The organism is Paraburkholderia tropica (assembly GCF_014171495.1).
GTDB lineage: Bacteria > Pseudomonadota > Gammaproteobacteria > Burkholderiales > Burkholderiaceae > Paraburkholderia > Paraburkholderia tropica.
Genome location: NZ_CP049137.1, coordinates 1,424,073 through 1,437,865 on the forward strand (window position 1 = coordinate 1,424,073; position 13,793 = coordinate 1,437,865).

Sequence of the window (13,793 nt, forward strand, 5' to 3'; positions counted from 1 at the left end):
GAACAATTCCACAAGCGCGCGCCCCGCTCAATACCACGTTTACCCTGAATTCAACCGAAACATGCGCCGAGACGATTGCTCCGCCGCCGTAAGACATTGTAGGATGCCTTCTGACAAGTCGGCTCGATGTCTTACAACTCGCGCCGCTCGGAGACATTACGCGGAGACGCTCGCCCGTTCCCCCGCGCACGAACCAAGGTGAACCCATGCCGTTGAGCCGTACCGCCAACCCGGCCGCCAGCGCAGCCGATGCCGCGAGCCGCACGAAAGTCCGCTACGTCATCCTTGCGCTGATCTTCGTCATCACCACCCTCAACTACGCGGATCGCGCGACGCTCTCGGTCACTGGTTCGGCGATGCGCGCGGAGTTCGGCTTCGACGCCATCCGCATGGGCTACATCTTCTCGGCGTTCAGCTGGGCCTACGTGCTCTCGCAACTGCCCGCGGGCTGGATTCTCGACCGCTTCGGCGCGCGCCGCGTCTACGCCACCAGCATCTTCCTGTGGTCGCTGTTCACGCTGCTGCAAAGCGCGATCGGCGTGCTCGGCAGTACGGCGGCGGCCGTCGCGGCGCTGTTCGCGCTGCGTTTCGTGATGGGCGCGGCGGAAGCGCCCGCGTTCCCGGCCAACGCGAAAGTGGTCGCGAGCTGGTTCCCCACCCAGGAACGCGGCACGGCGTCGGCAATCTTCAATTCGGCGCAGTATTTCGCGGCCGTCGTCTTCACGCCGCTGATGGCGTGGGTCACGCACGCCTATGGCTGGCACCACGTCTATCTGATGATGGGCGTGGCCGGGCTGCTGCTCGCCTTCGTCTGGCTCAAGGTCATGAAGAATCCGGCGAACCATCCGGGCGTGAATCCGCAGGAGCTGGAGTACATCGAACAAGGCGGCGGCCTCGTGAACGGCCATCTGCGCAAGTCGCGCGCTGCGGACGATGCCGGCCGGACGCAAACGACGGGCAACGGCTGGCGCATCATGCGTCAGTTGCTGTCGAACCGCATGCTGCTGGGCGTGTATCTCGCGCAGTACTGCATCAACGTCATCACCTACTTCTTCCTGACGTGGTTCCCGATCTACCTCGTGCAGGCGCGCGGCATGACGATCCTGCAAGCGGGCCTCGTGGCGTCGCTGCCGGCGGTCTGCGGCTTTCTCGGCGGGGTGCTGGGCGGCGTGATTTCCGACTCGCTGATTCGCGCGGGCTGTTCGCTCACGCTGGCGCGCAAGGCGCCGATCGTGGGCGGCATGGCGCTGTCGGCGTGCATCGTCGGCTGCAATTATGTGCAGAGCGACTGGCTCGTGGTGCTGCTGATGTCGCTCGCGTTTTTCGGCAAGGGCATCGGCGCGCTCGGCTGGGCCGTGGTCGCCGATACCGCGCCGAAGGAAGCCATCGGCCTCTCGGGCTCGATCTTCAACATGTTCGGCAACGTGGCCGGCATCGTCACGCCGATCGCGATCGGCTACCTCGTGGCGAAAACCGGCTCGTTCGACGGCGCGCTGGCCTTCGTCGGCGTGAACGCCATGATCACCGTGATCAGCTACCTCGTGATCGTGAAGGAAATCAAGCGGGTCGAGCTGGTCTGAACCCGCCTGAGGCGCGCTTTATCCGCCGCCCGTCGTCGCCCGCGTCGCCCGTCAGGTCACGCGCCGTGCGCGCCCTTTTCCACCATCTCGGGCGACATCCACATCAACTCCCAGATATGGCCGTCGGGGTCTTCGAAGCTGCGGCCGTACATCGCGTCGCCATAGTCCGTGGGCGGACGCTTCGACGTGCCGCCCGCCGCGAGCGCTTTCTCCGTGAGCGCATTGACCTCCTCGCGCGACTCGCATGAGAGACAGACCAGCACTTCGGTCTGCTCGCGCGCGTCGACGAGCGGTTTGTCGGTGAAGCCGCGCATGAAGTCGGGCGTCAGCAGCATGGCGAAGATGTTTTCGCCAATGACCATGCAGGCGGCCTGCTCGTTGGTGAATTTCGGCTCGAACGTAAAGCCGACCTGAGCGAAAAAGTCCATCGAGCGCTTCAAGTCGCGCACGCCCAGATTGACGAAGATGTGCTTGTGCATAGGCGTTTCCCTGGCGGATTCATTTCGACGACGACGCGTTTGCCTGTTGCGCAGCAATGAAAATACGCGCCACGCGGCAGCGAATTGAGAATCTAACGCGTAATCAGAGGCGACTCAACCGGCCGACGGCCATGAGCGGTTCCCTGATTGCAGTTCCCGAAAAAGAAAACGGCTCGAAATGAGCCGTTTTGACTGCTGGATTCACGCAGGTTTTTCGATTTCTACTTTCTGCCAAAAATCGGAATTTTGATCGAGCACGAGCCCTTTCCCGTGCAGATGTTTTTCGACGAACCAGAGCTGCCAGAGCCGCCAGCCACGCCAGCTTTGGCCAGGTCGTTTCGCGTAATCGGTTGCATTGTGGATTTCCTTCAGTATGTTGGAAGTTGCACCTTGCTCTGTGGCGAACAGGGCGAATGCAATCTAGCATGCAAGGCGGCCTGGATAATTCCGAATCCCGCACCCTCTCCATTCATTCGTCATCCATACGAATCAGCATTTTGATCGCCGACAAACCACCCCGGACCGCGCGCTTTTTTTAACGCACTCCTGCGTGCTACGAGATCGTCCCGGACGATTGCGATGCGCGCTCGGCACACGCAAACGGCTACCGACGGATAATCGTTTCCAGCAACGAGCCGACGACGGTACATGCTTGTTGCCTCGAGTTGGCCGCAACCGGGCACACGCCCACATTTCTTTCATTCACCCAACAACCGTTGGGCAATGCTATGTGCGGCCACATTCATGCCCACCCCGCGCCGGGATTTCCCCAGGCTGACACGGGACGAAATCCGGCATTAAATAAATCAACTTGATTTATTTAGTCGCCGACGAACGCCGCACACCGTCCGGTCGACACGCATCGAGAGCTACGGAGGAGACGCGTGAGAAGTCCGCATGTCGGTCAAGGCAGCAATTCGGCCAATGTCCGCCGCTTCAACGAGCGTCTGCTGCTGCAAGCGCTGCGGCGCGCCGGCGAGGCGTCGAAGGCCGACCTCGCGCGCCTCGCGAACCTCACCAGCACGGCGGTGGGCAGCATCATCACGTCGCTGATCGACAATGGTCTGATCGAAATGAGCGGCCGTCGCCTCGACGGCGGACGCGGCCAGCCCGCCTCGCTGCTGCGCCTGTCGCCGCGCGGCGCATTCGCCATCGGCGTGCGTCTGGACCGGACCAACATCGAAACCGTGCTCGTCGATTTCGCGGGCCGGATGATCGGCCGCCGCTCGCATGACATGCTGCTGCCGCAACCCGCGCTCGCGCAGGAAATCGTGCAGCGCGACATCGGCGAACTGTCGGGACTGCTCGACAAGGACGAGCGCCGCCGCCTCGCGGGCATCGGCGTGGCGCAGCCGTACAACCTCGGCAGCTGGCTGCGCGAACTGGGCCTGCCCGCCGATACCTTCAGCGTCTGGAGCGACGTCGATTTCGCCGCCGAGCTGGGCCGCGCGACCGGCCTGCCCGTGTTCAGCGAAAACGACGGCAACGCCGCCGCCATCGCCGAAATCTTCTACGGTTGCGGACGTCAGCGCGACGATTTCCTCTATCTGTTTCTCGGCCCGGCGATCGGCGGCGGCGTCGCCATCGACGGCGATTGCGTGCGCGGCCTGACCGGCAACGCGGGCGATTTCGCGGTGATGCCGGTGCCGCCCTGCAACCTGCCTTCGGCGCACAAGCCCGACGGCAAATGGGACATCCTGCTCTCGCGCGCGTCGCTGATCGCGCTGCGCCGCCATCTGCAATATTGCGGCGAGACCGTCGACAGCCGCGCCGATCTCGAAGCCTGCATCGCGCGCCGGCATCCGGCGGTCGAGGAATGGCTCGACGATTGCATCGACGCGCTCGCGCCCGCGCTGCGCGCCGCGCTCTGCGTGCTCGACGTGCCCGCCGTGGTGCTCGACGCCGACGTGGACGCGGGCCTCATCGACACGCTCATGCAGCGCCTGCGCGTGGCCGTGGCCGCCACCGCCCCGAGGCGCGCGGCACGCCCGCGCTGGTGCGCGGCACCTTCGGCCCCGACGCGGGCGCGCTCGGCGCGGCCACGCTGCCGATGTTCTTCAACTTTTCGCCGCGTGCGGGCATCCTGATGGGCGCCGGCGCACAAACCAACGTACAAGCGCAGGAGGAGAGCCATGTCGAGCTCTGAGACGACGCCGCCGCTGCTGGAAATGCGGGGCATCAGCAAGACCTTTCCCGGTGTGCGCGCGCTCGACAACGTGCGCCTCTCGGTCTGGCCCGGCGAAGTGCATTCGCTGATGGGCGAGAACGGCGCGGGCAAGTCCACGCTCATGAAGATTCTCTCGGGCGCGTATCAGGCCGATCCCGGCGGCGAGATTCTCATCGAAGGCAAGCCGGTGACGATCGACGGGCCGCTCGCCGCGCGCGAACTCGGCGTGGCCGTGATCTATCAGGAACTGAGCCTCGCGCCGAATCTGTCGGTGGCCGAAAATATCTACGCGGGCCGCGAATTGCGGCGCGGCAACTCGCGCTTCGGCATGGTCGATCGCGCGGCGATGGAGCGCGGCTGCGAAGACGTGCTGCAACGCCTCGGCGCCACCTTCGGCCCGACCACGCTGGTCGGCTCGCTCTCGATCGCCGAACGCCAGCTCGTGGAAATCGCGCGCGCCGTGCATACCGAAGCGCGCATCATCGTGATGGACGAGCCCACCACGCCGCTCTCCTCGCGCGAAACCGAACGCCTCTTCAAGCTGATCCTGCAACTGCGCGAAGACGGTCTCGCGATCATCTACATCAGCCATCGCATGGCCGAAATCTACGAGCTGTCCGATCGTGTTTCGGTGCTGCGCGACGGCAGCTACGTCGGCACGCTGATGCGCGACGCGCTGAGCGCCGAAAGCCTCGTCAGCATGATGGTGGGGCGCGATATTTCGGGCTTCTACAAAAAGGCGCACGCGCCCTACGATCCGGGCAAGGTCGTGCTCACCGTGCGCGACGTCGCCGACGACAAGCGCGTGCGCGGTTGCAGCCTCGATCTGCATGCGGGCGAAGTGCTCGGCATTGCGGGGCTCGTGGGCGCGGGCCGCACGGAACTCGCGCGCCTGATCTTCGGCGCGGAACCGCGCGTGCGCGGCGAGATCTCGATCGACGGCAAAACGCTGCACGTCCACACGCCGCGCGACGCGATCAACGCGGGCCTCGTCTATCTGACCGAAGACCGCAAGCATCAAGGCCTCTTTCTCGACATGAGCGTGCGCGACAACGTCAACGTGTCCGTGGCGGGCCGCGACGCGCGCTTCGGCGTGCTCGATCTCGCGCGCGGCTCGGCGCGCGCGAAGGAGTCGATCCGCGCGCTGACGATACGCGTGCCGAGCCCGCGCGTGAACGTGGGCGCGCTCTCGGGAGGCAATCAGCAGAAGGTGCTGCTGTCGCGTCTGCTCGAAACGAAACCGCGCGTGCTGATCCTCGATGAACCGACGCGCGGCGTGGACATCGGCGCGAAGTCGGAGATCTACCGCATCATCAACGACCTCGCCAAAACCGGCGTGGGCATCATCGTGATTTCGAGCGAGCTGCCCGAAATCATCGGCGTGGCCGATCGCGTGCTCGTCATGCGCGAAGGCCTGTTCGCCGGAGAACTGGGCGGCTACACCGGCAGACCCATCGGCCAGGAAGCCATCATCGAACTCGCCACCGGCTCGCAGGGCGCGCTGGACGAAGCCGCGTAAGCGCCGCGCCCGACGCGCATCGCCCCGTCAAAAGAGATATTGAGGAGCACGACATCATGAAAAGCATTCTTCCCCGCCATGCGGCCGAGGCCACGCCTGCCCAGGGCGCGCAATCCACGCGCGGCCAGACCGTTGACGGCCATCGCGCGCGCATGAAGTCGATCATGCGCACGGCGGGCATGCTGCCCGTGCTGGTGCTGCTGTGCATCGGCTTCGGCCTGCTCACCGACGGCTTTTTCTCGCTCGAAAATCTGTCGATTGTCACGCAGCAGGCGTCGATCAACATCGTGCTCGCGGCCGGCATGACCTTTGTGATTCTCACGGGCGGCATCGATCTTTCGGTGGGCTCGATTCTGGCCGCGTCCGCCGTGGCCGCGATGCTCGGCTCGACCATCGTCGGCTGGGGCTGGCTGGGTATTCCGGCCGCGCTCGGCGTGGGTCTCGGCTTCGGGCTCATCAACGGCGCGCTGATTTCGCTGCTGCGCCTGCCGCCCTTCATCGTCACGCTCGGCTCGCTCACGGCCGTGCGCGGCGTGGCGCGTCTGATGGGCCACGACACCACCATCTTCAATCCGCAGCTCTCGTTCGCCTTCATCGGCAACGGCACGGTGTTCGGCGTGCCCTGGCTCGTGATCATCGCGCTCGTCGTGGTGGCCGCGTCGTGGTTCGTGCTGCGCCGCACGGTGCTCGGCCTGCATATCTATTCGGTGGGCGGCAACCCGGAAGCGGCGCGTCTCTCGGGCATCAAGGTGTGGGCGATCGAGATGTTCGTCTACGCGGCCTCGGGCCTGCTCGCCGGGCTCGGCGCGGTGATGTCGGCGGCGCGCCTCTACGCCGCCAACGGTCTGCAACTCGGCCAGTCGTACGAACTCGACGCCATCGCCGCGGTGATTCTCGGCGGCACCAGCTTCGTGGGCGGCGTGGGCTCGATCGTCGGCACGCTGATCGGCGCGCTCATCATCGCGGTGCTGTCGAACGGCCTCGTGCTGCTCGGCGTCTCGGACATCTGGCAATACATCATCAAGGGCCTCGTGATCGTCGGCGCCGTGGCGCTCGACCGCTATCGCCAGCGCGGTTCGGCCCGCACCTGATTCCTCGCTTTCCCTTGCAGCACGCATCACATTGACACAGCACGTTGACACAACACACCAACACGACACACGACATAACTCGAAGGCACCCTCAGGAGACATCATGCTGAAAAAGAAAACCGCCGTTGCCGTCGCCGTTCGCACCGTTGCCGCCCTCGCCCTGGGCTGCGCCCTGCAGGGCGCGCACGCCGCCGACAAGCAGTTGAAGTCGATCGGCATCACCGTGGGTTCGCTGGGCAATCCGTACTTCGTGACCATCGTGCAAGGCGCGGAAGCGAAGGCCAAACAGATCAATCCGAACGCGAAGGTCACGGCCGTGTCCGCCGACTACGATCTGAACAAGCAGTTCACGCAGATCGACAACTTCATCTCGGCGCACGTCGACATGATCCTGCTGAACGCCTCCGATCCGAAAGCCATCGAGCCCGCCGTGCGCAAGGCGCGCGCGGCCGGCATCGTGGTGCTGGCCGTGGACGTGAGCGCCGCGGGCGCCGACGCCACCGTGCAGACCGACAACGTGAAGGCCGGCGCGATCTCCTGCGAATACCTCGCGAAGAAGATCAACGGCAAGGGCAACGTCATTATCGAAAACGGCCCGCAGGTCTCGGCGGTGATCGACCGCGTGAACGGCTGCAAGCAGGTGCTCGCGAAGTCGCCGGGCATCAAGATTCTCTCCGACGATCAGGACGGCAAAGGCTCGCGCGAAGGCGGCATGAACACGATGCAGGGCTACCTCACGCGCTTTCCGAAGCTCGACGGCGTATTCACCATCAACGATCCGCAGGCGATCGGCAGCGACCTGGCCGCCAAGCAACTGCACCGCAGCAATATCGTGATCACCTCGGTGGACGGCGCGCCCGACATCGAAGCCGCGCTCAAGGGCGACACGCTCGTGCAGGCGTCCGCGAGCCAGGACCCGTGGAAAATGGCGCAAACCGCCGTGCAGGTCGGCTACGACATCATGAACGGCAAGAAGCCCGCCAATCCGATGATCCAGATGACGCCCGCGCTCATCACGCGCGACAACGTCGGCAGCTACAAGGGCTGGACTTCGCCGCACTGATTCTTGCGCTGAGGCTTGAAGACAAACGGGCGGCCGATCAGGGCCGCCCGTTTTTTTGCATCGATCGAAAGCCGCTGAGGTCGCCGGATTACGTTGCTTCGCGCGCTGCCGCCACAACCGGGGCGGGAAACGGCGCCATGCCCGGCCCGCGATACCAGCGCCCGAAATCGTCGGCGGGCATCGGCTTCGCGTAGAAGAAGCCCTGAATCCAGTTCGTGCCGCGCGCGCACAGATAATCGAATTGCGCCTGCGAAGCCACGCCTTCCGCCACGAGTTTCGCATCGAGACTGTGCGCGAGACCGATGATGCTGTCGAGCACCACGGCGCTGCGCTCCTGCGCATCGATGGTCAGCACGAAGCCGCGATCGATCTTCAGGATATCGAACGGAAATTTCTCCAGATACGAGAGCGAGCAAAAGCCCGTTCCGAAGTCGTCGATGGCCACGCGCACGCCGTCGCGGCGCAGCGCCACGAGATTGCGCTGCGCCACGTCGGTATTGCGCACCAGCGAACGTTCGGTGATTTCCAGCACCACCTCGATGCCGCGTCCGCCAATGCTGCGCGTGAAGTTGCGCACGTCGGGCAGCAGCGCCTCGCTCGACAGATGTTCGGGCGCGAAGTTGATGCCGAGGTGAAAACCCGGCAACGTCGCCCATTTCATGACGTCCTGGGCAATCAGCGTGAGCAGATGCTGCGTGAGCGGCACGATCACGTGCTCTTCTTCGGCAGCCTGAATGAACTCGTCCGGACGCACCGTGCCGATGCCGGGCCGCACCCAGCGCAGCAGCGCTTCCGCGCCCTCGCAGCGCCCGCTCGCCACGCCGAACAGCGGCTGATATTCGACATGAAATTCGCCCGCGCGGATCGCGCGCAGCAGTTGCTCGCGGCGCGACCGGCGGCTTTGCTGCACGCGATACACGAGCCAGACCAGCAGCGCGGCGAGCAGCGCCGTCCAAGGCAGATAGCGAAACAACAGCACACGCCATGTGGCGTTCAGCCGTTCGGGCAAGCCTTGCAGACGCAGTTCGATCACGCTGCCGTCGAGCGTGCGGCGCACGTCGGCGAGCAGCGGCGCGGATTCCATCGGGCTGTCGCCGCCCGCCTCGTCGCGCGCGGGGTCGCCGCCAGCGGGAATTTCGTGCAGCGCGGGCCCGGTGCCCACGCGCAGCGTCGCCTGCCGAAACTCGTTATGCGGCGCGGCAGCGTGCAGCAGATCGAGCAGATACTGCGAGTCCACCGCCGCGACCACATTGCGGCCGCCGATGGCGCGCACGGCCACCAGCAGCGCGGGCCGGTTCGCGACAAGCGGCGTGCCCGGGACGATCATCAGCCAGTCGCCGCGCGGCGTGCGCACGTTGCCGTTGAGGAAGGTCTCGACCGCGATCGACTGATTGCCGGTCGCCGACGAGCAGGCGACGTGATCGCTGTCGAGAATATTGAGCGTGCGCACATAGGGCTGCGTCGCGGCGGCGAGCGAGAGTTCGCGCGACAGCGTCTCGCACGGCGCGCCCGCATGCGGCGCGACCGAGCGCGCGGCGTCGCGCGCCTGCTCGACGATCGCCATCACCTGATTGACGACGAAGTTCGAGGCCAGCGCGGCCTCGCTGCGCCCGATGCGCACGGCTTCGTAGCGCGTCAGCAGCACGCAGAGCACGAGCGGCACGCCGGCGGCGAGCGCGATCACCAGCCCGCGCGCGGCCAAGTTCGCGAGCCGCGCGAGCATGCCGGGTGCATCGGAAGAACGGGGTGACTGAAACGGCACAGGTTTCTCCGTCGCGACGCGCGCGCGAAATGGCGTGAGCCTTGCCGGAACGTTACACCAAGGGACAGAATGAGGAGCGCACACTGCTCCGCAGCCGGGAGACGCGCATGTTCACGGCGATGCCCGAAAACCGCGCGCTCAGGCGCACTCGATGCGGTTGCGGCCGCCCTTCTTGGCGCGATAGAGCGCCACGTCGCTGCGCGAGAGCGCGGCTTCGGCGGCGCTGTCGTCGGCGCTCATCTGCGTGATGCCGATGCTCACGGCGAGCGTGACCGGCCCGGCGACGCTGAGCAGCGGGTCGACGGCGATGCGGTCCTGAATGCGGCGCGCCACGCGGCACGCGCCTTCCACGTCGGCGCCGTCGAGCAGAATGGCGAACTCCTCGCCGCCGATGCGGCCCGCCACGTCGCCCGCGCGCAGATGCGTGCGCAGGATTTCGGCGAAGTGGCGCAGCGCGTCGTCGCCGACCGCGTGGCCGAAGCGGTCGTTGATCGACTTGAAATGATCGAGGTCGCACATCATGACCGCCGCCACGTTGCCGATGCCGCCGAGTCCCTTCATGCCGACCATGCCCGTCACGCCGGCCGCGCTCGCCACGCGGCGCAGCAGCGCGAGCTTCGCTTCCACGCGCGCCATGAAATGACGCCGGTTCGCGAGCCGCGTGAGGCCGTCGGTGGTCGCGAACTCCTGCAACTCGGCTTCGATGCGCTTGCGCTCGGTGACGTCGGTGATAAAGCCGTGCCACACGGTCGCGCCATCGGCGAGACGGCGCGGCTTCGCATCGCCCTGACGCCAGCGCAAGCCCTGCTGCGGCAGACACACGCGATATTCGAGGTGCCACGGCGCGAGCACGGCCGCCGACGCCGCGAACGACGCGCGATACGCATCCAGATCCTCGGGATGCACGAGCGCCTCGATGCCGCTCGCGTCGGCCGCGACCTGCGCGGGCGTCAGTTCGTAAATCTCCGCGATCCCCGCACTCGCATACGGAAACGACACATGGCCGTCGCGCGCCTGATGGCACTGGAACACGAGGCCCGGCACTTCATTCGTCAGATTGGTGACGAGATTCACCGACTCGCGCAGACGCTCGGCCATTTCGCGCATCGAGGTGATATCGGTCGTGGTGCCGATCATGCGCAGCGCGCGCCCGTCCGCGTCGCGCGCCGTCACCTTGCCGCGGCTGCAGATCCACTTGTAGCTGCCGTCTTTACAGCGGATGCGGTGCTCGACTTCGTAGTGCGCGGTGCGGCCTTCGAAGTGCGCCTGCATGGTCGCTTTCACGTAATCGCGGTCGTCGGGATGCAGGCGCAGGAGGCTGTCTTCTACGCGGCTCGTCACTTCGTCGTCCTCGTAGCCGAGCATCGCTTTCCAGCCGGTGGAATAGCGGATCTCGCCCGTGACGACGTCGCGATCCCAGATGCCCGTGCCGCTGCCCGCGATCGCCAGCGCCAGCAGACGCTCGCGCGCACGCAACGCTTCGACTTCGTCGTGCGCCGGCGGCGCCTGCACCGCGAGCGTGGCGATCACGCGCGCGAAATCGTCGAGGCTCGCGCGCTCGGCGGCGTTCAGCTCGCGCGGCGCGTGATCGATCAGGTAGAGCGTGCCGGGCGAGTCGCCGTTCGCGCCCGCCAGCGGCCAGGCGGCGACGAAGCGAAATGGCAGCGCGCTCGCGCGATTCAGACAGGCCTGCCAGGCCGGATCGCCCGCCACGTCGCTGACGACGATCGGTTCGCTCGCGAACGCGCCCGTTTGCGCGCCGCCCAGGCGTTCGGCGCGCTGCAGTTCGAGCAGCGCGTCGCGCAACGGTGCATCGACGCCCTCGCCCAGCCACGCTCCCGCGTGCGCGTCGTCACGCATGTGGCCCGGCAGCACGCAGGCGGAAGCCACGTTGAAGTGGCGCGCGATCACGCGCATCAAGGCGTCGAGCGGGGCCTCGCGGGCGACTTCATGAAGGGCTTCATGAGCAGGCGGCAACGCGCCATCGTCCATGCCGCGCACGCGTGCGCCGCCGCTTTTGGAGGCAGCGGGGGCAGTCGCGGATTCGACGGATGGCGGAGGGACGGCCATAGCGTTAGCACACAGGCTGGAGGGGTGGAAAGGGTCAAAACGGCGCGGGGCCGACGGTTCGAGCGCGTAGTATAAGGCCTCAAATAAAGGCCTCAATTTTCGCCGCCAGTCCGCGCGTGCGCGTTATGGCACGCGCGCCTAGCTGTCGCCGCGGCGGCGGAACACCCACCAGCCGAGCAGCGCCGTGAAGCTCGCCACCACCAGCACCATCAGCCAGAAGCCGTGCCGGTTCTCGGCGAGCGGAATGCCGCCCACGTTCATGCCGAAAAAACCCGCGACGATATTGATCGGCAAGGCGAGCACGGTGACCAGCGTGAGCGTGAAGAGCGTGCGGTTGTTCTGCTCTTCGAGACGCGCGGCGATCTCTTCCTGCAGGAGCTTGATGCGCTCGACCAGCCCCGCCATGTCGCCGAGCACGAGCGAGAATTCTTCGGTCGCCTCGCGCAGATCCTGCACGTCGGGCGATTGCAGCCAGCGCGGCGGACGCGCGAGCAGACGGAAGATCGAGCCAGGTTCGGGCGCGAGCATGCGCTGCAATCGTACGAGGATACGGCGCATGGCGGCCAGTTCGTGGCGGCTTTTCGAGCGGCGCGAGGCGAGGAACTGATCTTCGGCGCGATCCACGTCGATGCTCGTGCGGCGCACGATTTCCACCATCAGGTCGGCCTGATCGCGCATCAGATGAATCAGCAGTTCGGCGGGCGAGCGGAACGTCTCGCCATTGCGCACGTCGCCGCGCAAACGGTCGATCGAGCGCAGCGGCTTCATGCGCAGCGGCTTCATGCGCGCCGTCACCAGCAGGCGTTCGTGCGTATAGGACCAGAGCGTGGCGATCTGCGAAGGCGTCAGCTCGAAATCGAACATCACGTCGTTGACGACCGCGAACAGCGCGCCGTCCATGTGTTCGATACGCGTGGAATGCGAGCCTTCGACGAGCATTTCGAAAAAGCCGTCGGGCAGATCGAGATGCGAGCGCATCCACGAGGCGCTCGCGGCATGCGCGAGATTGAAGTGCAGCCAGTAGAAGGCGCCGTCGTCGGCCGGACTGGGCTCGGGCTGCACAGGCGCGCAATCCGGCGTGGCGAGATCCGCATTCTGGCGCGCGGCGGCGGCAAGCGCCGCTTCGGCGGCCTCGGCGGCCAGGGCGCGCGCATGCTGAAGCCCGCGCAGCACTTCCTCGCCGCTGACGGGCTGACCCGGCTGGCCAGGCGTGAAGCGGAATCCGCATATCAGGCCCGACATGTCGGCGCCATAAGTTGCAATGGACGAAGCGAGATCCATGGTCGTGTGGCCGTTTGATCGCCGCAAGCATGCCACACGGGTGCTTTCGCGGGCAAGCTTGCACGCGCTCAAAGACACAAAACCGTCATATTGCGCCGATGTCCCGCCCAAACTCCGAGGCGCGTTCCGCCGAGTTTGCCGACCGCCCCGCTTACATCGCTACACGAAGATACACACGCGAACGGAATAGCACGGCGCGCCATGCGTTCATCTCCATGCAGGCCGACATGAATCCAACACGATCGATTCCGGTCACGCACCAACCTCACATTATCAGGAGTTCGAAATGTCCATTCGCCACGCCATGTTCGCCACCTTCATCGCGCTTGCCTCCGTGGGCGCCGTCACGCAAGCCTCGGCACAAGGCCTCACGCGCGCCGAAGTGCGCCAGCAGTTGATCGAAGCCGAAAACAACGGCTCGCGTTTCGTGACCGATGCGTCGTACCCGGACGTGAGTCCCGTGTTCGCGCAGCAAGTGGCCGCACAGCAACATCAGCAGCCGCCGCGTGTCGCGCAGACCGCGGCCGATCCCGTCGCGCAAAGCGGCATGGGCATGCCGATGCCCGGCACGAGCGAGTCGGGCGCGCCGCAAATGTGCGTCGGCCCGGCGAGCTTCTGCAATATCTATCAGGGTAGCTGAGCGCAGAGAAGACGCTGTTCGACACCGTGCAACGCCGACGCCCCGCACTCGATGAGCGGGGCGTCGGCGTTCGCATGCGAACCATGACGCGGCAAGAACGGTGCGGGCAATCCGCACCGCTACGTCATGAATACCGCTTCA

Annotated in this window: 9 protein-coding genes and 1 pseudogene; 6 read left to right on the forward strand and 4 right to left on the reverse strand. The window is 65.9% G+C overall.

Features of this window, described 5'->3' with window-relative positions:
• The first annotated feature begins 206 nt into the window (after positions 1-206).
• Entirely contained in the window at positions 207-1,580 is a 1,374-nt protein-coding gene (locus G5S35_RS36525) for an MFS transporter (protein WP_183040253.1), read from the forward strand.
• A gap of 56 nt (positions 1,581-1,636) precedes the next feature.
• On the opposite strand, the gene G5S35_RS36530 is transcribed toward G5S35_RS36525, so the two are convergent.
• Entirely contained in the window at positions 1,637-2,059 is a 423-nt protein-coding gene (locus G5S35_RS36530) for a VOC family protein (RefSeq protein ID WP_183040254.1), read from the reverse strand.
• 884 nt (positions 2,060-2,943) lie between these two features.
• Between G5S35_RS36530 and G5S35_RS36535 the strand changes: the two are divergent.
• The 4 genes and pseudogenes from G5S35_RS36535 to G5S35_RS36550 all read left to right on the forward strand — a co-directional run bounded on the left by G5S35_RS36535 (position 2,944) and on the right by G5S35_RS36550 (position 7,899).
• Positions 2,944-4,205: pseudogene (locus tag G5S35_RS36535) on the forward strand (ROK family transcriptional regulator).
• Positions 4,192-5,745, forward strand: coding sequence for a sugar ABC transporter ATP-binding protein (locus G5S35_RS36540; protein WP_183040255.1), 1,554 nt, complete (start codon positions 4,192-4,194; stop codon positions 5,743-5,745). The pseudogene G5S35_RS36535 and the gene G5S35_RS36540 overlap by 14 nt, the downstream one beginning before the upstream one ends.
• A 56-nt stretch (positions 5,746-5,801) precedes the next feature.
• A complete protein-coding gene (locus tag G5S35_RS36545; protein WP_065063545.1) occupies positions 5,802-6,836 on the forward strand; it encodes an ABC transporter permease subunit in 1,035 nt (344 codons plus the stop codon).
• A gap of 103 nt (positions 6,837-6,939) precedes the next feature.
• Entirely contained in the window at positions 6,940-7,899 is a 960-nt protein-coding gene (locus G5S35_RS36550; protein ID WP_065063543.1) for an ABC transporter substrate-binding protein, read from the forward strand.
• Between the two features lie 88 nt (positions 7,900-7,987).
• On the opposite strand, the gene G5S35_RS36555 is transcribed toward G5S35_RS36550, so the two are convergent.
• From G5S35_RS36555 to G5S35_RS36565, 3 genes are all read right to left on the reverse strand, one after another.
• Entirely contained in the window at positions 7,988-9,661 is a 1,674-nt protein-coding gene (locus G5S35_RS36555; RefSeq protein ID WP_124263336.1) for an EAL domain-containing protein, read from the reverse strand.
• A gap of 138 nt (positions 9,662-9,799) precedes the next feature.
• A complete protein-coding gene (locus G5S35_RS36560; protein WP_074984890.1) occupies positions 9,800-11,653 on the reverse strand; it encodes a sensor domain-containing diguanylate cyclase in 1,854 nt (617 codons plus the stop codon).
• A gap of 216 nt (positions 11,654-11,869) precedes the next feature.
• Positions 11,870-13,012: a transporter gene (locus G5S35_RS36565; RefSeq protein WP_183040256.1), complete on the reverse strand. Its 1,143-nt coding sequence runs from the start codon at positions 13,010-13,012 to the stop codon at positions 11,870-11,872.
• Positions 13,013-13,298: 286 nt separating this feature from the next.
• Here G5S35_RS36565 and G5S35_RS36570 point away from each other — a divergent pair, with 286 nt between their 5' ends.
• The gene (locus G5S35_RS36570) at positions 13,299-13,652 is read left to right on the forward strand and encodes a DUF4148 domain-containing protein (RefSeq protein ID WP_065063538.1); all 354 of its coding nucleotides are present in this window, start codon (positions 13,299-13,301) and stop codon (positions 13,650-13,652) included.
• Positions 13,653-13,793: the final 141 nt, after the last annotated feature.